Here is an 18837-nt window from a genome sequence, read left to right on the forward strand (position 1 = left end):
ACAGATGCGTACGACCCTGCTCGCCGTTCTCGCCCTCGTCCCGCTCGCCGCCTGCGCCACCGTCGATGGCGTTGTGGCCAGCGCCTCGGACGCCACCTTTGGCCCCAAGCTGGCGCCGGTGGGTTATCCCGCCGCCCTGGTCCCCCAGACCCAGAACTTCGTCGATGTCCGCACCGGCCCGCCGCAACCGGCCTCGGCCAATTCCCTGTGGCGCACCGGGGCTCGCGCCTTCTTCAACGACCAGCGGGCGGGCCGGGTGGGCGACATCCTGACGGTCAACATCGACATCGATGACAGCGCCCAGACCCAGAACTCCAGCTCCACCAGCCGCACCAACGGCATGAAGGCGGGCATGCCCCACTTCTTCGGGCTGGAAGGGAGCCTGGGCCAACTGTTCCCAGGCGGCTTCGACCCGGCCAACGCCATCGAGACCAACGTCACCAGCGGCGGAACCGGCACGGGGGCAGTGGCCCGGTCGGAAAAGATCAGCCTGACGATCGCCGCAGTGGTCACCGGCGTGCTGCCCAACGGCAATCTGGTCATCCAGGGCACGCAGGAGGTGCGGACCAACAACGAGGTGCGCCGCCTGACCGTCTCCGGCATCGTGCGGCCTGAGGACATCAGCTCGACCAACACCGTCAAGCACACCCAGATCGCCGAGGCGCGCATCAGCTACGGCGGACGCGGCGACCAGAGCCGGGTCCAGAAGACCCCGGCCGGCCAGGCGCTGGTGGAGACCTTCTCGCCGTTCTGATGGAGCAATAGGGGGACAAATTGCTGATCAGGCAAAATCTGCCGACTGTCGTGAACCATGGCGCCTTCCCTTGCGTTGAGAGACCGAAGGGAGGCGCGTCGCCATGGTCCGCCTGATCGCCATTCTCGCTCTGACCGCCCCGGCCCTGCTGCTGGGCAGCTGCATGCACGGCCGCCAGGCTCTCGCCGACGGCATGGACTGGTCGCTCCACCAGACGCCGGAAGAGGGCGTGAAACTGGCCTATGGCGCGCCCGCTTCTGACAACGTCGTGCTGATGCTGACCTGCCAGCCTGGCGCCGGCCAGGTGATGCTGTCCACGGTCGCCACTCAGCCGCAGCCGGCCATCGTGTTGAAGTCGGGCGGCGATCGGTCGCGGCTGAACGCCACGGCCATGCCCGGCGGCCCGGCTGACGCCCACTATCTGGAAGCGACCACGTCGGCCTCGGACAAGGCCCTGGCTCGCTTCGCCAAGACCGGCGACCTGACGCTGGTCCAGGGCAAGAGCGCCATCGCCCTGCCCGCCAAGGGCGCCGCCAAGTCTCAGGTCGATCGGTTCTTTACCGCCTGCAGGGCGTAACGCGCCCGCCTATTGGGCCTTCGCCGCCTCGCGCGTCATGAAGTCCTTCATCGCCTTGGACACCCACCTGCAGGCGCCTGGCCGGCCGACCATGGTGGAATCGACCACCACGCCGTCGAGGTCCGTCTCCATCAGCACGTCGCAGCGGGTGCGGTTCCAGACGAACAGCATCTTCCGGCCAACCGTCTCCTTGCGGTCGGGCAGGCCCAGGGTGCGATAGGCCACCGCCACGTCGCGGCCCTTCATCGTCTCCAGGCCCTCGGTAATCGGCTCATAGACCGAGGCCTTGCGCATCACGCAGCCGCCAAGCGCCAGGGCGCCGACGGCCAGAACCGCAACCGCCGTCCGCATCAGGCCCGCCGTCCGGCCGCCGAAACGTTGTCGAGGCCCAGCGCGCTGAGGGCGCCGCCGGCGATGCCAGCCGCATCGAGGCCGGCCTGGGCGTACATCACGTCCGGCTTGTCCTGGTCCTGGAAGACATCGGGCAGGGCCAGGGTGCGCACTTTCAAGCCCCGGTCGAGAGCCCCGTGCGCCGCCAGAGTCTGGAGCACGAAGCCCCCGAAGCCCCCGATCGCCCCCTCTTCCACTGTAACGATGGCCTCATGCTCGCGGGCCAGACGCAGCAGCAGGTCGACGTCGAGCGGCTTGGCGAAGCGGGCGTCGCAGACGGTGGCCGACAGGCCCCGCGCCGCCAGCAGGTCTGCGGCCTTCAGGCTTTCCTGCAGGCGCGTGCCGAAGGAGACGATGGCCACAGCCGTACCCTCGCGGACGATCCGGCCCTTGCCGATCTCCAGCGGCTCGTTGATCGCCGGCATCTCCAGGCCGAGGCCCTCGCCGCGGGGATAGCGGAAGGCGCTCGGGCGGTCGTCGATGGCGGCCGCCGTGGCGACCATCCGCGCCAGCTCCACCTCGTCGGCGGCGGCCATCAGCACCATGCCGGGCAAGGCGCCCATGAAGCCGATGTCGAAACTGCCCGCATGGGTCGGCCCATCGGCGCCCACCAGCCCGGCGCGGTCCATGGCGAAGCGCACGGGCAACCGCTGGATCGCCACGTCGTGGACCACCTGGTCGTAGCCGCGCTGCAGGAAGGTCGAATAGATGGCGGCGAACGGCTTCATCCCGTCGGCGGCCAGGCCGGCGGCGAAAGTCACCGCATGCTGTTCGGCGATCCCCACATCGAAACAGCGCTTGGGGAAGGCCTTCTGGAAGATGTCGAGCCCCGTGCCGGACGGCATGGCGGCGGTCACCGCCATGATCCGCTCGTCCTTCTCCGCCTCCTTGACCAGGGCCTGGGCGAACACCTTGGTGTACTGCGGCGGGCCGGCGGCGGCCTTGGCCTGCTCGCCGGTCACGACGTTGAACTTGACCACCCCATGGTACTTGTCGTCGGCGCTCTCGGCCGGGGCATAGCCCTTGCCCTTCTGGGTCACCACATGGACCAGGACCGGGCGATTGATTTCCTTGACGTTCTGCAGCACCGGGACCAGCGCATCGAGGTCATGGCCGTCGATCGGCCCGACGTACTGGAAGCCCAGCTCCTCGAAGAAGGTGCCGCCGGTGACCATCCCGCGGGCGTATTCCTCGGCCTTGCGGGCAGCCTCCTGCAGGCTCTTGGGGAACACCCGGCTCATCGACTTGCCGAGATTGCGCAGCGACTGATAGCCGCCCGACGACACCACCCGCGCCAGATAGGCGCTCATCCCGCCGACCGGCGGGGCGATGGACATGTCATTGTCATTGAGGATGACGATCAGCTGGCCGGTCGTTTCCGCAGCGTTGTTCATCGCCTCATAGGCCATGCCGGCGCTCATCGAGCCGTCGCCGATCACCGCAACGACCTTGTTGTCTTCGCCCTTGGCGTCGCGCGCGGCGCAGAAGCCGAGCGCGGCCGAGATCGAGGTGGCGGCGTGGGCGGCGCCGAAGGGGTCGTATTCGCTTTCCGCCCGCTTGGTGAAGCCGCTGAGGCCCCCGCCCTGGCGCAGGGTGCGCATCCCGCCCCGGCGGCCGGTGAGGATCTTGTGCGGATAGGCCTGGTGGCCGACGTCCCAGATGACGATATCCTTCGGCGTTTCGAACACGTGGTGCAGCGCCACGGTCAACTCGACCACGCCCAACCCCGCGCCCAGATGCCCGCCGGTTACCGACACCGCGTCGATCGTCTCGGCCCGGACTTCGGACGCCAATTGCTTGAGTTGGGCGAGAGAGAAGGACCGGGTATCCGCCGGCGAAGCGACGGTGTCGAGCAACGGGGTCACTGGGGGCATAGCGCGGAGCAATCCATTGTCAGCGCGGTCTATGGCGCGCCTTGTTGCATGCAAACTAGCGCCGTGCGCTTTCGCTGCAAACCAATGAGGATGGGAATTCGAAGAATTCGGCGTGCAGAGGGCCTGACGCGGCCTTAACTCCGCCGATCCAGCACGAAATCCACCGAATCCCGCAGGACCGACGCCCGCTCGCCGAATCCATCGAGATGGGCCTTCGTCTGGGCGCTGAGCAGTTCGACCCGCTCCTTGGCCGCCTCCAGGCCCAGCAGGGTCACATAGTTCGCCTTGCCCTTGGCGGCGTCCTTGCCGCCGGCCGCCTTGCCCAGCGTCTGCGGATCGCCCTCGGCGTCCAGCACGTCGTCGACGATCTGATAGGCCAGTCCCAGATCCTGGGCGAAGGCCATCAGCGCATGCCGTTCGGCCTCCTGGGCGTGGGCCATGACCAGCGGAATCTCGAACGCGTAAGCGATCAGCGCCCCGGTCTTCAGCCGCTGCATCCGCGCCACCCCGCCGAGATCCTCGCGGACCCCCAGGATGTCGATCATCTGCCCCCCGACCATGCCCTGGGCCCCCGAGGCCACCGCCAGTCGCCGCACCAACTCGGCGCGGATGTTGCCATCCTGATGGGTGTCGGGGTGGGCCATGATCTCAAAGGCGGCCGTCTGCAGCGCATCGCCGACCAGCACGGCGGTCGCCTCGTCATATTCGATGTGCACAGTGGGCCGGCCGCGCCGCAGGTCATCATCATCCATGCAGGGCAGGTCGTCGTGGACCAGGCTGTAGGCGTGGATGCACTCCAGCGCGCAGGCGGCCCGCAGCACGGGCCGCTCCGGCAGGTCGAACATCTTTCCGGTCTCGAGGGCGAAGAACGGCCGCAGGCGTTTGCCCGGCCCGAGCGCCGCGTAGCGCATCGCCTCGGTGAGTCGCGATTCGGGACCATCCGCCCTCGGAAGCAGGGCGTCGAGCGCGACGGTGACAAGGTCGGCCGCCTCGGCGACCCTGCGCTCCAGCCCCTGCGCCATGGTCAGCTGAACTCGGCCGGCTCGACGCCGCTCGCCTGGCCCTGGGCCAGCACCACCTTCTCGACGCGCAGCCGGGCGGCCTCGAGCTTCTTCTCGCAATGGGCCTTCAGCAGCGCCCCGCGTTCATAGACAGAGATCGATTCCTCCAGCGGCGCCTGCCCCGACTCCAGGGTCTGGACGATGCGTTCGAGTTCCTTGAGGGCGTCCTCGAAGCTCAGGGCGTCGATGTCGGCGGTGTCGGTCATTTCGTCTCTCGGGAGAATGGCGGCACCCTAGAGAGCCGCCGCCCGACGGGCAACGGCGCAAGGTGGTCAATTTCAATTGACCCTGTCCGGCCGCTTCAGCGGGCGAACACCCGGGCGCACCAGTAGCGGAACCCCTGGTCCTCGATGCAGCGCCAGCCCTCGCGTTTCAGCGCGGCGCCGACTCGCTGGTTGAAATAGCCGTGGGCGACGACCAGCACGTCCTGGCCTTGGTCGGCCATGGCCCCGACCATCCTGGCCACGGTCATCGCCCGCGCCTCGGCCTGGCGGTGGGTCTCCACCTCCTGATGCTTGTCCGTAAGCACCCAGTTCACACGCGCCAGGAAGCCCCAAATCTTCGGCGACAGCCGCAGCCAGCTTGGCCAATTGGGTGGCGGCAGAGGGGCCTCGACGAACATCGGGTCCTGGGCGAAGGCGCGCTCGCCGCAGATCGCCTTGCAGGTCTCGATCGAGCGAGGCCGCACGGAGGTGATGATCACGTCGGCGTCGCGGGCCACCGCCTTCAGCCCCTCGGGCGGGGTCTGGCCCGGCTTGATTCCCTTGACCTCGTAGCCGGCCCACCAGTCACGGTACTCGGCCGCGTTCAGCCGCACCTTGCGCGACTGCGCCGGCTCGCCGTGTCGCACCAGCGTGACCGAGCCGCGCTTGGCGGCGACGGACACAGGCGTCGTTTCGGCGGTCAGAACGTCAGCCATGATCCCCTGAAAAGCCAGTGATCCGTCTCGTCCGGGCGAGGTCACGCCGCCTGCAATGCCTGCACATGCGCCAGGGCCGAACGCCCCAGCGCCTCTAGGTCGTAACCGCCCTCAAGCGAGGACACAACCCGCCCTCGGGCGCGCCGGTTCGCCACATCGACCACCGCGCGGGTCGCCCAGGCGAAGTCCTCGGCCTCCAGCGACTGGTTGGCCAGGGGGTCGCGAGCATGGGCGTCGAAACCGGCAGAGATGATCACAAGATCGGGGGCGAAGGCGTCCACCCGCGCCATCAGCCCTTCGAACACCGCCCGCCACTGCTCGCGCGGCGCATGCGGCCCGACGATGCCGTTGGCGATATTGCCGACGCCCTGCTCGGCCGGATCGCCGGTGCCGGGGTAGAGGGGATGCTGATGGATGCTGGCCAGGAACAGGCTGGGGTCCTCTTCGAAGACCGCCTGGGTGCCGTTGCCGTGATGGACGTCGAAATCGACCACGGCCACGCGCGCCAGCCCCGCCGCCTGAGCGGCCCGCGCCGCTACCGCTACATTGGAAAAGACGCAGAAGCCCATGGCCGTCTCTGGCTCTGCATGATGCCCCGGCGGCCGAACGGCGCAGAAAGCCCGCGAACGCTCCCCCCGCGCCACGCCGCGCACCGCCTCAACCACGGCCCCGGCCGCCCGGCGCACCGCGCCCCAGCTGCCCGGGGAAAGCAGGGTGTCTTCGTCCAGCCGGGTCAGACCACTGGCCGGGGTGGCCGCCATCATTGCATCCACATAGCTTTGAGGATGCACTCGCAGCAGGTCCGCCACCTCGACCAGTGGAGCCTCCAGCGGCTCGAGGTCCAGCCCGGCGTGGTCTTCCAGCGCCCCGATCACGGCGGCCAGCCGCTCGGGCCGTTCGGCATGGCCGTCGCCGGGGTTGTGATCCAGCATGTCGGGGTGGGTGTAGAGGGCAAGGGTCATGGGGCGATCCTAACCTCCGCTCCCGACGCCGCAACCGTGGCAGGGCGTTGGAAAGTGAGGCATGGTCTTCGGATCGAACCGTTCCGGGGGGATCGAGCCATGCGTTTTCTGCCTTCCATAGCCGCTGCCCTGACCCTGGCCTGCGCCACACCGACCGCGGCCCAGTTTCTCGGCCCGCAGGAAGGCGTCACGCCGGAAATGGTCGCAAAGGCCAAGACCGAGGCGGACGCCTTGCTGAACCAGGCCGGCGCCGAGGACCTGTTCGAGAACGTGACCGAGGGCATGGATCCGCGTGTCCGCCACCGGCGTAGCGGGCTGGTCTGTAGCTTCACGCCCGGCGCCGAGCTGAACAAGGTGATGGTCTTCGACGCCGAGGAGCCGACCAGGGGGGACGATGTCGGCTGCAACACCACCTTGGGCGAGGTGGTCACGACCTACTACGCGACACGGTACGCCGAAGACTATTCTCCGCAGTTCCTGGCCGAGGACGCCGGCCGCGCCATCACCCAGCGCTGGCCCGACGCCACGCCCTATGACGGCATGGTCGCCACGGTAAAGGAGGAAGGCAATCCGCCGACCAGCAGCGTCATGTTCTACATCGGCTCGGGCGAACAACGCCGCTACACTCACGCCTACACGGCCCGAATTGGCGCATGGAGCTTCAAGCAACGCCTCACCGCACCGGCCGAGAGCGCCATGGCGGTGCAGGCCATCGGCGGGATCGGCTGGAACACCGTGCTGCGACTGGCCCGCACCAACCCCGGCAACGACTGATGTCGCCCACGATCCGCCGCGCTACGCCAGACGATGCCCAGGCCCTGTCATGGATCGGCGCCGAAACCTTCACCGAGACCTTCGGCCACTTGTATCCGCCGGAGGACCTGGAGGCCTTTCTCGACACCGCCTACGGCCTGGAGAAGACCCGCGCCAACCTCGCCGACCCGGCCAAGGCCGCCTGGCTGGTCGAAACGGCGGAGGGCCATGTGATCGGATATGCCGAAGCCGGGCCTTCTGACCTGCCGCATCCAGAGGTGCAGCCGGCGGACGGCGAGCTCAAGCGCCTCTACCTGTTGAAAGCGCATCAGAACGGCGGGGTGGGACGCCGGCTGCTGGATACCGTGCTGGCCTGGCTCGAACAGAGGGGACCCCGCCGCCTTTGGATCGGCGTCTGGTCTCAGAACTTCGGCGCCCAGCGGCTCTACGGCCGCCTCGGCTTCGAGAAGGTCGGCGAGTATCAGTTTCCGGTCGGCCGGGTGCTCGACGACGAATACATCCTGCGTCGGGGCTGACCGCACCGTTCGGCCGTCGTGGCGCGAACCGCAAAGGCAGCGCACTGGCCACGCCCGCGCGGCGTGCTAAGTCAGCCCTCATGGCTGGCCGGTTCGACCACGACGTCATCATTGCGGGCGGCGGTCTGGCGGGGGGCCTGATCGCCCTGCGGCTGCGCGCGTTACGGCCGGAGTTGAATGTGCTGGTGCTCGAAGGGGGTCCGGTGCTGGGCGGGGTGCACACCTGGTCCTGCTTTGAAACCGACCTGTCGCCTGCGGTCCGGGCCTGGATCGCACCGCTGATCTCCTACCGCTGGCCCGGCTACAGCGTCCGCTTTCCCGCCCACGGCCGCGACCTGACAACGCCCTATCTGTCGATTGCCTCGGATCGCTTCGCCAGGGTGGTGGGCGAGACACTGGGGGACGCCGCGCGGACCGGGACGCCCGTCGTCTCTCTGACCGCCGACAGCGTCACCCTCGCCGACCAGACCGTGCTGACGGCGGCCGCGGTGATCGATGCCCGCGGGCCGTCCGGCGGCGACGCACTGGTTCTGGGCTGGCAGAAATTCCTCGGCCAGGAGGTCGAGCTGACCGCGCCGCACGGCCTGACCCGGCCGATCATCATGGACGCCACCGTCGACCAGCTGGACGGCTATCGCTTCCTCTATGTCCTACCCCAGTCCCCGACGCGCCTGCTGATCGAAGACACCCGCTACGCCGATGGCGAGGCGCTGGACCGGGACGAGCTCCGCCAGGACCTGAACCGCTACGCCACCGATCGCGGCTGGACCATCGGCGAGGTGCTGCGCGAGGAGGACGGCGTCCTGCCCATTGCCCTTGGCGGGGACATCGACCGCTGGTGGGACGATACGGAGGGCGCGGCGGTCGGGCTTCGGGCCGCGCTGTTCCATCCGGTCACCGGCTATTCCCTGCCCGACGCCGCCCGCCTGGCTGATCAGGTCGCAACCCTGCCGGTGCTGAACACGGAAACCGTGCGAGCCCACGTCGAGGCTCATTCGAAAGCCACCTGGGACAAGCGCGGCTATTATCGGCTGCTGAACCGGATGCTTTTTCGGGCCTGCGAGCCGGACCAGAGATATCGCGTCCTCGAACGCTTCTACCGCTTGCCGCAGCCGCTGATCGAACGATTTTACGCGGGGCAGGCGGGCCTTGGCGACAAGGCCCGCATCCTCATCGGAAAGCCGCCGGTGCCCGTATCCGCCGCACTTCGCGTCCTGTCCGAATCCTCTGTCCTGGAGCCCACCCGTTGAAACGTATCGCCGTCATAGGTTCCGGTTTCGGGGGTCTGGCCCTGGCGGTCCGGCTGCAGTCCGCCGGTCACGCCGTCACGCTCTACGAGGGGCGCGACAAGCCCGGCGGCCGGGCCTACGTCTGGCACGAGGCGGGCCATACCTTCGACGCCGGGCCGACGGTGATCACTGATCCGGCCTGCCTGGAGGAGCTGTTCGCCCTCTCCGGCCGCAAACTCTCCGACTACCTCGAACTGATCAGCGTCGATCCCTTCTACCGGCTCTGCTGGGAGGACGGGGACACCTTCGACTACGTCAACGACCAGGCTGAACTGGATCGTCAGATTGGCGCGAGAAATCCCGCCGATGTCGAGGGTTACAAGCGATTCCTCAAGTATAGCGAAGAGCTGTTCCAGGAGGGGTACGTCAAGCTTGGCCACGTGCCGTTCCTCGACTTCAAGAGCATGATCTCCGCCGCGCCGCAGCTGATGAAGCTGCAGGCCTGGCGCAGCGTCTACGCCAAGGTCTGCGGCTTCGTGCAGGACGAGCACCTGCGCCAGGCTCTGTCGTTCCACACCCTGCTGGTCGGCGGCAGCCCCTTCGCCACCTCCTCCATCTACGCCCTGATCCATGCCCTGGAGCGGCGCGGCGGAGTCTGGTTCCCGCGCGGCGGGACCGGCGCCCTGATCGCCGGCTTGGCCAAGCTGTTCGAGGACCTGGGCGGAACGCTGCGGCTCTCCACGCCGGTTAGGCAGATCACCACTGACAACGCCCGCACCACGGGCGTGGTCACCGACGCCGGCCCGGAAACCTTCGACGCGGTCGCCTCCAACGCCGACGTGGTGCACACCTATGAGGCCCTGCTCGGCGGCGACCCGCGCGGTCGCCAGGCCGCCGTCGCCCTCAAGCGCAAGCGCTTCAGCCCCAGCCTGTTCGTGGTCCATTTCGGCCTGAAGGCCGCCCAGCCCCAGCTGCGCCACCACACCATCTGCTTCGGCCATCGCTACAAGGGCCTGATCGACGAGATCTACGCAAAAGACAGCCTGGCCAAGGACTTCTCGCTCTATCTGCATTCGCCCTGTGCGACCGACCCCGGCATGGCGCCGCCCGGCGGCAGCACCCACTATGTCCTCTCGCCCGTGCCTCACCTGGGCACGGCGGACATCGACTGGGCTGTCGAAGGTCCGCGTTACGCCGACAGCATCCTCGACTACCTGGAAGCCCGCTACATCCCGAACCTGCGCCGCGACCTCACCGTTCAACGCATCTTCACCCCCGCCGATTTCAAGGGCGAACTAAATGCCCACCTGGGCTCGGCCTTCAGCCTCGAGCCGATCCTGACCCAGAGCGCCTTCTTCCGCACTCACAACCGCGACGACCGGATCCCGAACCTCTACTTCGTCGGGGCCGGCACCCATCCGGGCGCCGGCATCCCCGGCGTCGTCGGCTCGGCCAAGGCCACCGCCGGACTGATGCTGGAGGACCTTGTTTGAGCGACCTGGAGGCCACCAGCCGCGAAGCCATCACCAAGGGCAGCCAGAGCTTCGCCGCCGCCGCCGCCCTGTTCGACGCCCAGACCCGCACCGATGCGGAGATGCTCTACGCCTGGTGCCGCCATTGCGACGACGTCATCGATGGCCAGACGCTTGGCCACGGCCAGGCTGCGGTTCCGCCGGAACAGCTGCGCGCAACCCTCGAAGATCTCTACGCAAAGACCCGCTCGGCCCTGGCCGGCGAACCCCAGTCCGACCCCGCCTTCGCCGCCTTCGGCCAGGTCGCCTTGCGCCGCCGCATCCCCGAGCAATGGGCCATCGAGCTGATCGACGGCTTCGCCATGGACGTCTCGGGCCAGCGCTACGAACAGTTCGAGGAGACCCTGAAATACTGCTGGCACGTGGCCGGCGCGGTCGGGGTGATGATGGCTGTGGTCATGGGGGTGAAGCCGGACGACCTGACCACCCTGCGCCGCGCCCAGGACCTGGGCCTCGCCTTCCAGCTGACCAACATTGCCCGCGACCTCGTCGAGGACGCCAGGAACGGCCGCGTGTATCTGCCCGAGGTCTGGCTCGACGAAGCCGACCTCCCCGCCGACCAAATCACCGCGCCGGACCGCCGCGACACGCTCGCCGCCCTCGCCGAGACTCTGATGGAGACGGCAGAGCCCTACTACCTCTCCGCCCGCTGGGGCCTTCGCGCCCTGCCCTTCCGGTCGGCCTGGGCTGTCGCGGCGGCCGGGGCGGTCTACCGCCAGATTGGGATCGAGGTCCTGCGCCGGGGGCCCCGCGCCTGGGACACTCGCGTGTCCACCAGCACCGCCACCAAGCTGCGCCTGCTGATCCAGTCCGCCTTCACCGCCCTGCGCGCGGTCACCCTCGACCGCTGGCGCGAGCCGCCTGTGCGCCTGCCGCTGTGGTCGCGGCTTTAACCGAGAGCCGCCGCCGCCCGGATCACCGCCATAAGCCGCGCGCGTGTCAGCCCGTCGGCCACCCCGTCAAACCGGCTCTGCACCCAATGCCGCTGGAAGGCCATCACCACCTCCCGGGTGTTCTGGTCGAACTGGCCGGACGGCGCGCAGTCGTAGCCCAGTCGGGTCAGCCCCGCCTGCAGAGCGAACACCCCCACCCCTTCGGCCCCCTCTCCCAGGGGCTCGCCCGGCGCCGGATCGGCTTCGGCCCATAGCCCATGGCCGGCCTCGGCGAGGCGCTTCCAGGGGAACAGCTCGCCGGGATCCTGCTTACGGGCCGGCGCCAGGTCGGAGTGGCCTATGATGCGGCTGTCGGGCACTTCCCAGCGGCCCCGGATCTCGCCGGTCAGGGCAATCACCGCGGCGATCTGCGCCTCCGGAAACGGCCGGTAGCCGAACTCATGGCCCGGATTGACGATCTCGATCCCCACCGACACGGCGTTGCAGTTGGTCTCTCCCCGCCAGCTGCCGCGCCCCGCGTGCCAGGCTCGCCGCTCCTCGGCCACCAGGGAGAAGATCCGCCCGTCCTCCTCGACCAGGTAATGGCTGGAAACCTTGGCGTCGGGGTCACGCAGCCGAGCCAGGGCCGCCTCGCCGGTCTCCATGCCGGTGTAGTGCATGACGATCATGTCCGGCGGCGCGGTGCGGGCGTCGAAGTTGGGCGACGGGGCCGGGATGACGTCTAGGGTCATTGGGCGCGATTCCGGATGGCCATGAGCAGGGGCATCACATGATTGGGTCTCAGCGCCACGATCAAGACCCCCAGCAACGCCAGCGCCGCCCCGATGCCCATCCGCAGGTCGAAGTAGTCCTTGGTGATCCACACCCCCAGGCCGATCGTCGCCAGCGGCGTCATCAGGGTCAGCGGCGAGATCAGAGTCGCCTCGTACTTCTGGATCAGGTGGTAATACACGGTGTGGGCGATGATCGAGACGATCAGCGCCGAATAGAGCACCGCCGCCAGGAAGGGCCAGCCGGCCTCCAGCGCCTTGCCGATCTGGTCATGCTCGAACAGAGCGGTCATAGCGGTCAGCGGCCAGATGGCCGAAAACCCGACCCAGGCCTGGAACTGCAGAGGCTTCACCCCCTCCATCTGCTTCATCATCACCGCGCCCAGCGAGCCGGCAAGGGCCGAGCCGGCGATCAGCCAGAGGCCAAGCGACATATCCATGCCGGTCGGATGCCACATGACCATCACCGCCCCGGCCAGGGTCAGGGCCATGCCCAGTCCCCTCCGCCAGCGCACCTTCTCTCCCAGCATGAACATGGACAAGACCGTGGTCATCGGCACGCCCAGCTGGATGATAATCGACGCGGCCGAAGGACTGGCGGTCTGGAAGCCGATGAAGATCAGCGCGAAGTTCAGCCCGCCAATCAGCTGGGCAATGATGATCATCCGCCACAGCGGCCGGGGCGCCGGCAGCAGCCAGGGCAAGGTCAGCGCCGCGACGATGGCGAACCGGACCGCCGCATAGAACAGCGGCGGCACCGCCATGTCGGTGACCACGATCTTGCTGACGATGTTGTTGGAAGCCCAGATGACGCACATCGCCATGAGCAGCAGGAAGTCGCGGAGGGCCATGGTCTGGGTCTAGACCCGCGACGCGGCGGAAGGCCAGTGGGAACCGGGCTCTGCACCGGAATTCCCGGCGGCTCAGCCCTTGCGGCGGGTGAATCGCAGCGCCGTATGGGTATCCGAGAACGAGCAGACCTTGTTGTCCACCAGACCGTGCGCCTTGGCCGCCGCCATGACCTGGACGTCCTTGACGGTCGCCGCCTTGCCCTTGCGCGACACCACCCAGAGGGCCCCGCGCGGCGCCAACATAGGAACCAGCTCGCCGATCCGGGCCAGCGCCGACGCGTCGTCGGCGGCGTAGAACAGGATGTCGAGTTCGCTGAACTCGTTCATCGGTTGGGTTCTTTGAATCAACTCGCTGAAGAAGGGGGCGTCGTCGATATCGAGCACCGCCACGCGCATCCCCGGCTTCACGCCCAGCTTGTCGAGCCGGCCCGGCGGATTGGCGATGGCCTCGGCCCACCGACCGGCGAACGGCTCGCCCAGTGTGAACCGGCTCCCGTCAGCCAGCACCAGGTCGCCGCCCTCCGCCCGGATGCCGGCCAAGGTCGCGCCTTCGAAAACACGCCGCGCCGCCCCGCGAAAGATCAGCTTCGGCGCCTCCCATTGCAGCCGGCCGCGATCGTCTCCGTCGGGAAACGGGCGGCGATGTCGGAGGCATCCTTGCCCACGCACCTACCGCCCCTTGAACACCGCCGGCCGCTTTTCCAGCAGCGCCTCGACACCTTCCATGTGGTCGTCGGTCAGGTGGCTGATCGCCTGGGCGGCGGCGCTCATCTCCATCAGGGTGTCATAGCTGGTCGACTGGCCGTGCTTCAGCAGGGCCTTGCCCAGACGCAGGCTGTGCGGCGGCTGCTGGGCGATCTTCTCGGCCATGGCGATCGCGGCGTCGAGCACGGTGTCGGCCGGAACCACCTTGCTGACCAGGCCCCACTTCTCCGCCGTCTCGGCGTCGATCACGTCGCCGGTGAACAGCAGCTCGGACGCCCGGCTCATGCCGATGGTGCGCGGCAGCAGCCAGGCGCCGCCGTCGCCGGGGATCAGCCCCAGCTTCAGGAAGGTGACCCCGAACTTGGCAGTGTCGGCGGCGATGCGGATGTCGGTCATGCAGGCGACGTCGCAGCCCAGGCCGATGGCCGCCCCGTTGACCGCCGCGATCGACGGCACTTCCAGCCCGTACACCGAGCGGACGATCCGGTGGATATTGTTGCGGTAGCCCTCGCGGATGTTGACCCCGCTGCCGCCGAACGCCCCTTCGCGGGCCTTCATCGCCTTGACGTCTCCGCCGGCCGAGAAGGCGCGGCCGGCGCCGGTCAGCACCACGGCGCGGATGTTCTGGTCGGCGTTGATCTCGGCGCAGGCGGCCGCCACCTGATCCCCGTCTCCGGCGGCGCCCAGGGCGTTCATCGACTCCGGACGGTTGAGGGTCAGGATGGCGATGTGGCCGCGCTTTTCGGTCAGGATCAGGGACATGGGGGTTTCCTCGCTTGGTCTGAGTCCATCCATAGCGACGGCGCCGCCCCGCGTCACCGGGGAGGAACCCGCAGCGCTGGACGCGGATTAGCCAACCGGTCCATCCTCGTCCTCTGGAGAAAGCCCATCGCCAAGTCATCCTCAGTCCGCCTGGTCGGCGACGTCGGCGGCACCAACTGCCGCTTCGCCCTGGTCGATCCGTCAAGCGATCACCCATTGCTGGACGGTACGGAAGCCTTCGAGATCGACGCGTTCCCGACCCTGGAGGCCGCCATCGACCGCTTCCTGGACGGCCGTCGGGCGGAAGAGGCGGTGATCGCCGTGGCCGGCCCGGTGGACGACGGCCGCGCCGCCCTGACCAACGGCCACTGGGACATGTCCGAGGCCGCGCTGAAGGACCAGGGCTTTCAGGTCGCTCGGCTGCTCAACGACTACGAGGCCCTGGCCCTCGCCATCCCGCGGCTCACAACTGAGGACCTCGGCGACCTCGGCGGTCCCGCCGAGGGGGAGCCGAACGGCACCATCGCCATTCTCGGCGCCGGCACCGGTCTGGGAGTCGGCGCCCTGGTGCGAAACGGCCCGAGTACGGCGGTGGCGGTCACCGAAGGTGGCCACATGGCCTTCGCCCCGACCGACGAGCTGGAGATCGAGATACTCCGCCGCCTTACCGCCCGCTTCGGACGCGCGTCGCTGGAGCGGATCCTCTCCGGCCCCGGCCTGGTGAACCTCTACGACGCCCTCGCCGACATCCGGGATCAGAAACCCGAGCCCCTCGATCCCGAAGACATCGCCAAGCGGGCCGACGCCGGCGACGGCCTGGCCCAGGAAGTCCTCGACCGCTTCTTCCGCATCTACGGCGCGGCCGCCGGCGACTATGCCCTCACGTTCGGCGCTGTCGGGGGGGTCTATCTGGGCGGAGGCATCGCGCCAAAGATGCTGGATCGGTTGCAGGCGAGCGGCTTTCGCGAGGCATTCGAGGCCAAGGGCCGGTTTGCCGCTTACGTCGCGGCGATTCCGACGCGGGTGATCCTGCACAAGTACGCGGCGCTGCTGGGCGCCGGCGCGGCTCCATTGAATGGATGAGTGGTAGGCCCGCTGGGGATCGAACCCAGGACCATTCGATTAAAAGTCGAATGCTCTACCGCTGAGCTACAGGCCCGCCGTGGACCGCCGGTCCGAAGCGGCGCGGACCATAGTGGCGCCCGTCCCGGGCCGCAAGCGCTTGCGACAGGTTCCTTGCGGGGTAAAAGTCCGCGCCATGAAGACGCCCGCCTGCCTGTTGTTCTCCGCGGCGCTGCTAAGCGCCTGCGCCACCACCCCGCCGCCGGACCCGAACCGTGTGCGGACCACCGATCAGGTGAACCGGGGCAGCCTGGTTGGCGCCGCGTCCTCGCCGCTGCGCGACATCAACCTGCTGCGAACCAAGATCCCGCAGGTGCTGCTCGACGCCCTGGCCGACCCCTACGCCAAGCCCAATCCGATGACCTGCGCAGAGATCCGCGCCCTGGTCGCGCCTCTGGACGAGGCCCTCGGTCCCGACATGGACCAGCCCAAGCCGACCAAGGCCGACCAGGGCCTGATCGCCGACAGCCGCGAATTCGTGGGCGACGAGGCCATGCGCATGGCGGTTGGCGCGGCCCAGGACATCATCCCCTACCGCGGCTGGGTGCGGAAGCTGACCGGGGCCGAGCGGCACGACAAGCTGGTCCGCTCGGCGATCACCGCCGGCGGCATACGGCGCGGCTATCTGAAGGGCATCGGCCTGGCCAAGGGCTGCAAGCCCCCTGCCGCCCCGACCCCCTACGTCGGACCGCCGATCAAGCTGCGCGACCCCTCCACGCCGAAGTATCCGGTCAGGAAGTAGGCTTACTCTGGCGCGCCGCGAAGTCGCGGCGGAAGGCGTCCATCCGCCCTTCGGCGATCGCGGCCCGCAATGCGGCCGTCAGCGCCTGGAAAAAGGCGATGTTGTGCCAGCTGAGCAGGACCTGGCCGAGGATTTCGTCGGCCTTCACCAGATGGTGCAGATAGGCCTTGGAATAGAGGCTGCTGGCCGGGGCGGCGATGTCCGGATCGAGCGGCGTGTCGTCCTCGGCGAAGCGGGCGTTCTTCAGGTTGATCGGCCCGTCCCAGGTCCAGGCCTGGCCGTGCCGGCCCGAGCGGGTCGGCAGGACGCAGTCGAACATGTCCACCCCGCGCGCCACCGCCTCAACGATGTCGATCGGCTTGCCCACGCCCATCAGGTAGCGAGGCCGGTCGGCGGGCAGCATGGCCGGCGCATAGTCCAGCACCTCGCACATCGCCGCATGCCCCTCGCCCACCGCCAGGCCGCCGATGGCGTAGCCATCGAAGCCGGTCTCGATCAGCCGTTCGGAACTCTCGCGGCGCAGGTGCTCGAAGGTGCTGCCCTGCTGGATGCCGAACAACACCTGGCTGTCCCGCGTCCCGAACGCCGCCTTGCTGCGTTGGCCCCAGCGGGCCGACAGGCGCATGGCCTCCGCAGCGCGATCTTCCTCGGCCGGCCAACTGACGCACTCGTCCAGCTGCATGACGATGTCGGAGCCCAGCAGGTCGGCCTGGATCTCGATGGAGCGCTCGGGTGTCAGGACGTGCTTGGAGCCATCGATGTGGCTGGCAAAGGTGACCGCCTCCTCCTTCACCTTGGCGATGTTCGACAGGCTCATCACCTGGAAGCCGCCGCTGTCGGTCAGGATCGGCTTGTCCCAGCGCATGAACTTATGGAGGCCGCCCAGCCGCTTCACCCGCTCGGCCGTCGGGCGCAGCATCAGGTGGTAGGTGTTGCCCAGGATGATGTCGGCCCCCGTCTCCTTCACCTGGTCGACGGTCAGCGCCTTGACGGTGGCCGCCGTGCCGACCGGCATGAAGGCGGGGGTGCGGATGTCGCCGCGCGGGGTCTTCAGCACCCCGGTGCGGGCCGCACCGTCGGTGGCGGCGATCTCGAAGGGAAAGGTCATCAGGCGGCGCGCATTAGCAGGGATGAGTCGCCGTAGGAATAGAACCGGTAGCCCGTGGCGATGGCGTGGGCGTAGGCGGCCTTCATCGTCTCGAAGCCCGCGAAGGCGCTGACCAGCATGAACAGGGTCGAGCGCGGCAGGTGGAAGTTGGTCATCAGGGCGTCGGCGGCGCGGAAGCGATAGCCGGGGGTGATGAAGATGGCGGTGTCATCGGCGAAGGGCTGGATGAACCCCGCCTCAGTCGTGGCGCTCTCCAGGAGCCGCAGGGACGTCGTTCCGACGCAGACGATGCGGCCGCCGGCGGCGCGCACCGCGTTGAGAGCGGTGGCGGTCTCGGCGCTGACCACGCCGAACTCGGCATGCATCCTGTGCTCGGCGACCACATCCGTCTTCACGGGCAGGAAGGTGCCGGCCCCGACGTGCAGGGTAACGAAGTGGTTGGAGACGCCGCGCGCGGCGATGGCCTCCAACAGCGCCGGGGTGAAATGCAGACCGGCGGTGGGGGCGGCGACCGAGCCATCCTCGCGGGCGTAGACGGTCTGGTAGTCGGTGCGGTCCTGCTCGTCCTCCGCCCGCTTGGCGGCGATGTAGGGCGGCAGGGGCATCTCGCCCACCGCCGCGACGGCCAGGTCGAGATCGACACCGTAAAGATCGAAGGCCAGGGTCAGTTCGCCCCCCTCCCCCTTCTCGGCGACGGTCGCGGTCAGCCCGCTGGCTTCACAGGCGCGATCCTCTCGCTGGCCAAACTGGATGATGTCGCCGACCTTCAGCCGCTTGCCCGGGCGGGCGAAGGCGGTCCAGCGGTCGGGCGCCAGGCGGCGGTGCAGGATGGCCTCGACCCGGACCTCCGTCTCCTCGCGGCGGCGAACCCCGAACAGCCGGGCCGGGATCACACGGGTATCGTTGAACACCAGCGCATCGCCGGCCCGCAGCAGGCCGGGCAGGTCGCCGACGGTGGCGTCCTCCAGCCCTTCATCCGGCCGCACCACCAGCAGCCTCGCCGCCTCGCGCGGGTTGGCCGGCCGCAGGGCGATGCGGTCTTCCGGCAGGTCGAAATCGAAGTCGCTGACGAGCATGGCGCGGCGGGATGCGCCCGAACCCCGCCCGGCGTCAAGCTTGGCGGTGGACTCCGTCACATGCCGGAGGGCATGATCCCCCTTATTGGGAAGGGCTTTGAACCATGAGCACCATGCGACTTTCGACCCTGGCCCTCAGCGCCGCCATCGCTGCGACCCTGCTCGCCGGCTCCGCTCATCCTTGCGGCCACAGCCGGCGAGCAGGGTCGCAGCGCGCAGCG

General features: G+C 68.6%; 21 protein-coding genes and 1 tRNA gene. 9 read left to right on the forward strand and 13 right to left on the reverse strand.

What is annotated here, in order from left to right; all coding sequences use genetic code 11:
- Nucleotides 1–4: 4 nt before the first annotated feature.
- Together flgH and GVN21_RS17680 are read left to right on the forward strand one after the other, a co-directional pair.
- Nucleotides 5–754, forward strand: coding sequence for a flagellar basal body L-ring protein FlgH (flgH, locus tag GVN21_RS17675; RefSeq protein WP_166576060.1), 750 nt, complete (start codon nucleotides 5–7; stop codon nucleotides 752–754).
- A 103-nt stretch (nucleotides 755–857) separates the two neighbouring features.
- On the forward strand, nucleotides 858–1331 hold the full coding sequence (locus GVN21_RS17680; RefSeq protein WP_166576061.1) for a hypothetical protein: 474 nt from the start codon (nucleotides 858–860) through the stop codon (nucleotides 1329–1331).
- Between the two features lie 9 nt (nucleotides 1332–1340).
- Here the strand turns inward: GVN21_RS17680 and GVN21_RS17685 are convergent, their stop codons facing one another.
- From GVN21_RS17685 to GVN21_RS17710, 6 genes are all read right to left on the reverse strand, one after another.
- Entirely contained in the window at nucleotides 1341–1682 is a 342-nt protein-coding gene (locus tag GVN21_RS17685; RefSeq protein WP_166576062.1) for a hypothetical protein, read from the reverse strand.
- Entirely contained in the window at nucleotides 1682–3595 is a 1914-nt protein-coding gene (gene dxs, locus GVN21_RS17690) for a 1-deoxy-D-xylulose-5-phosphate synthase (protein ID WP_166576063.1), read from the reverse strand. Before dxs ends, GVN21_RS17685 begins: the two co-directional genes overlap by 1 nt.
- 134 nt (nucleotides 3596–3729) lie before the next feature.
- The gene (locus GVN21_RS17695; protein WP_166576064.1) at nucleotides 3730–4617 is read right to left on the reverse strand and encodes a polyprenyl synthetase family protein; all 888 of its coding nucleotides are present in this window, start codon (nucleotides 4615–4617) and stop codon (nucleotides 3730–3732) included.
- Between the two features lie 2 nt (nucleotides 4618–4619).
- On the reverse strand, nucleotides 4620–4862 hold the full coding sequence (locus GVN21_RS17700) for an exodeoxyribonuclease VII small subunit (RefSeq protein ID WP_166576065.1): 243 nt from the start codon (nucleotides 4860–4862) through the stop codon (nucleotides 4620–4622).
- 95 nt (nucleotides 4863–4957) lie between these two features.
- A complete protein-coding gene (locus GVN21_RS17705) occupies nucleotides 4958–5575 on the reverse strand; it encodes a histidine phosphatase family protein (RefSeq protein WP_166576066.1) in 618 nt (205 codons plus the stop codon).
- A gap of 41 nt (nucleotides 5576–5616) precedes the next feature.
- Nucleotides 5617–6537 carry a histone deacetylase family protein gene (locus GVN21_RS17710; protein WP_166576067.1) on the reverse strand — a complete coding sequence of 307 codons (921 nt, stop codon included), beginning with the start codon at nucleotides 6535–6537 and terminating at the stop codon, nucleotides 5617–5619.
- Between the two features lie 99 nt (nucleotides 6538–6636).
- Here GVN21_RS17710 and GVN21_RS17715 point away from each other — a divergent pair, with 99 nt between their 5' ends.
- The 5 genes from GVN21_RS17715 to GVN21_RS17735 all read left to right on the forward strand — a co-directional run bounded on the left by GVN21_RS17715 (nucleotide 6637) and on the right by GVN21_RS17735 (nucleotide 11480).
- Nucleotides 6637–7311, forward strand: coding sequence for a hypothetical protein (locus tag GVN21_RS17715; protein ID WP_166576068.1), 675 nt, complete (start codon nucleotides 6637–6639; stop codon nucleotides 7309–7311).
- The gene (locus GVN21_RS17720; RefSeq protein WP_166576069.1) at nucleotides 7311–7826 is read left to right on the forward strand and encodes a GNAT family N-acetyltransferase; all 516 of its coding nucleotides are present in this window, start codon (nucleotides 7311–7313) and stop codon (nucleotides 7824–7826) included. Before GVN21_RS17715 ends, GVN21_RS17720 begins: the two co-directional genes overlap by 1 nt.
- Nucleotides 7827–7906: 80 nt before the next feature.
- On the forward strand, nucleotides 7907–9076 hold the full coding sequence (gene crtY / locus GVN21_RS17725) for a lycopene beta-cyclase CrtY (protein WP_166576070.1): 1170 nt from the start codon (nucleotides 7907–7909) through the stop codon (nucleotides 9074–9076).
- Nucleotides 9073–10548, forward strand: coding sequence for a phytoene desaturase (locus GVN21_RS17730; RefSeq protein ID WP_166576071.1), 1476 nt, complete (start codon nucleotides 9073–9075; stop codon nucleotides 10546–10548). Before crtY ends, GVN21_RS17730 begins: the two co-directional genes overlap by 4 nt.
- On the forward strand, nucleotides 10545–11480 hold the full coding sequence (locus tag GVN21_RS17735) for a phytoene/squalene synthase family protein (protein WP_166576072.1): 936 nt from the start codon (nucleotides 10545–10547) through the stop codon (nucleotides 11478–11480). The genes GVN21_RS17730 and GVN21_RS17735 overlap by 4 nt, the downstream gene beginning before the upstream one ends.
- Here the strand turns inward: GVN21_RS17735 and GVN21_RS17740 are convergent.
- From GVN21_RS17740 to GVN21_RS17755, 4 genes are all read right to left on the reverse strand, one after another.
- Nucleotides 11477–12211: an N-acetylmuramoyl-L-alanine amidase gene (locus GVN21_RS17740; protein ID WP_166576073.1), complete on the reverse strand. Its 735-nt coding sequence runs from the start codon at nucleotides 12209–12211 to the stop codon at nucleotides 11477–11479. The two genes, GVN21_RS17735 and GVN21_RS17740, sit on opposite strands and share 4 nt — an antisense overlap.
- Nucleotides 12208–13101 (reverse strand): DMT family transporter, encoded by an 894-nt coding sequence (locus GVN21_RS17745; protein ID WP_166576074.1) that lies wholly within the window; start codon nucleotides 13099–13101, stop codon nucleotides 12208–12210. The genes GVN21_RS17740 and GVN21_RS17745 overlap by 4 nt, the downstream gene beginning before the upstream one ends.
- A 72-nt stretch (nucleotides 13102–13173) precedes the next feature.
- A complete protein-coding gene (locus tag GVN21_RS17750) occupies nucleotides 13174–13641 on the reverse strand; it encodes a DUF3052 domain-containing protein (RefSeq protein WP_240903002.1) in 468 nt (155 codons plus the stop codon).
- Between the two features lie 129 nt (nucleotides 13642–13770).
- Nucleotides 13771–14568 (reverse strand): crotonase/enoyl-CoA hydratase family protein, encoded by a 798-nt coding sequence (locus GVN21_RS17755; RefSeq protein ID WP_166576075.1) that lies wholly within the window; start codon nucleotides 14566–14568, stop codon nucleotides 13771–13773.
- 150 nt (nucleotides 14569–14718) lie between these two features.
- Between GVN21_RS17755 and glk the strand changes: the two genes are divergently transcribed.
- Complete coding sequence (glk, locus tag GVN21_RS17760; protein WP_205690155.1) at nucleotides 14719–15651, forward strand: glucokinase; 933 nt, start codon at nucleotides 14719–14721, stop codon at nucleotides 15649–15651.
- Between the two features lies 1 nt (nucleotide 15652).
- Here glk and GVN21_RS17765 read toward each other — a convergent pair.
- Nucleotides 15653–15727: transfer RNA gene (locus GVN21_RS17765), tRNA-Lys, on the reverse strand.
- Between the two features lie 99 nt (nucleotides 15728–15826).
- Here GVN21_RS17765 and GVN21_RS17770 point away from each other — a divergent pair.
- Complete coding sequence (locus tag GVN21_RS17770; RefSeq protein ID WP_166576076.1) at nucleotides 15827–16432, forward strand: hypothetical protein; 606 nt, start codon at nucleotides 15827–15829, stop codon at nucleotides 16430–16432.
- Here GVN21_RS17770 and tgt read toward each other — a convergent pair.
- Together tgt and queA are read right to left on the reverse strand one after the other, a co-directional pair.
- Entirely contained in the window at nucleotides 16422–17543 is a 1122-nt protein-coding gene (gene tgt, locus GVN21_RS17775) for a tRNA guanosine(34) transglycosylase Tgt (protein WP_166576080.1), read from the reverse strand. The two genes, GVN21_RS17770 and tgt, sit on opposite strands and share 11 nt — an antisense overlap.
- Nucleotides 17540–18616 carry a tRNA preQ1(34) S-adenosylmethionine ribosyltransferase-isomerase QueA gene (queA, locus tag GVN21_RS17780; RefSeq protein ID WP_166576081.1) on the reverse strand — a complete coding sequence of 359 codons (1077 nt, stop codon included), beginning with the start codon at nucleotides 18614–18616 and terminating at the stop codon, nucleotides 17540–17542. The genes tgt and queA overlap by 4 nt, the downstream gene beginning before the upstream one ends.
- Nucleotides 18617–18837 lie beyond the last annotated feature (221 nt).

Source organism: Caulobacter sp. SLTY, from assembly GCF_009905535.1.
In the GTDB taxonomy this organism is placed as follows: Bacteria; Pseudomonadota; Alphaproteobacteria; order Caulobacterales; family Caulobacteraceae; genus Caulobacter.

Bases quoted from the DNA above. Each gene is read 5' to 3' on its own strand.
- GVN21_RS17740 (WP_166576073.1), bottom strand. From the start codon at position 12,211: ATGACCCTAGACGTCATCCCGGCCCCGTCGCCCAACTTCGACGCCCGC.
- GVN21_RS17680 (WP_166576061.1), top strand. From the start codon at position 858: ATGGTCCGCCTGATCGCCATTCTCGCTCTGACCGCCCCGGCCCTGCTG.
- GVN21_RS17695 (WP_166576064.1), bottom strand. From the start codon at position 4,617: ATGGCGCAGGGGCTGGAGCGCAGGGTCGCCGAGGCGGCCGACCTTGTC.
- GVN21_RS17700 (WP_166576065.1), bottom strand. From the start codon at position 4,862: ATGACCGACACCGCCGACATCGACGCCCTGAGCTTCGAGGACGCCCTC.
- GVN21_RS17715 (WP_166576068.1), top strand. From the start codon at position 6,637: ATGCGTTTTCTGCCTTCCATAGCCGCTGCCCTGACCCTGGCCTGCGCC.
- flgH (WP_166576060.1), top strand. From the start codon at position 5: ATGCGTACGACCCTGCTCGCCGTTCTCGCCCTCGTCCCGCTCGCCGCC.
- crtY (WP_166576070.1), top strand. From the start codon at position 7,907: ATGGCTGGCCGGTTCGACCACGACGTCATCATTGCGGGCGGCGGTCTG.
- GVN21_RS17720 (WP_166576069.1), top strand. From the start codon at position 7,311: ATGTCGCCCACGATCCGCCGCGCTACGCCAGACGATGCCCAGGCCCTG.
- queA (WP_166576081.1), bottom strand. From the start codon at position 18,616: ATGCTCGTCAGCGACTTCGATTTCGACCTGCCGGAAGACCGCATCGCC.
- GVN21_RS17685 (WP_166576062.1), bottom strand. From the start codon at position 1,682: ATGCGGACGGCGGTTGCGGTTCTGGCCGTCGGCGCCCTGGCGCTTGGC.
- GVN21_RS17770 (WP_166576076.1), top strand. From the start codon at position 15,827: ATGAAGACGCCCGCCTGCCTGTTGTTCTCCGCGGCGCTGCTAAGCGCC.
- GVN21_RS17755 (WP_166576075.1), bottom strand. From the start codon at position 14,568: ATGTCCCTGATCCTGACCGAAAAGCGCGGCCACATCGCCATCCTGACC.
- GVN21_RS17705 (WP_166576066.1), bottom strand. From the start codon at position 5,575: ATGGCTGACGTTCTGACCGCCGAAACGACGCCTGTGTCCGTCGCCGCC.
- GVN21_RS17745 (WP_166576074.1), bottom strand. From the start codon at position 13,101: ATGGCCCTCCGCGACTTCCTGCTGCTCATGGCGATGTGCGTCATCTGG.
- GVN21_RS17710 (WP_166576067.1), bottom strand. From the start codon at position 6,537: ATGACCCTTGCCCTCTACACCCACCCCGACATGCTGGATCACAACCCC.
- dxs (WP_166576063.1), bottom strand. From the start codon at position 3,595: ATGCCCCCAGTGACCCCGTTGCTCGACACCGTCGCTTCGCCGGCGGAT.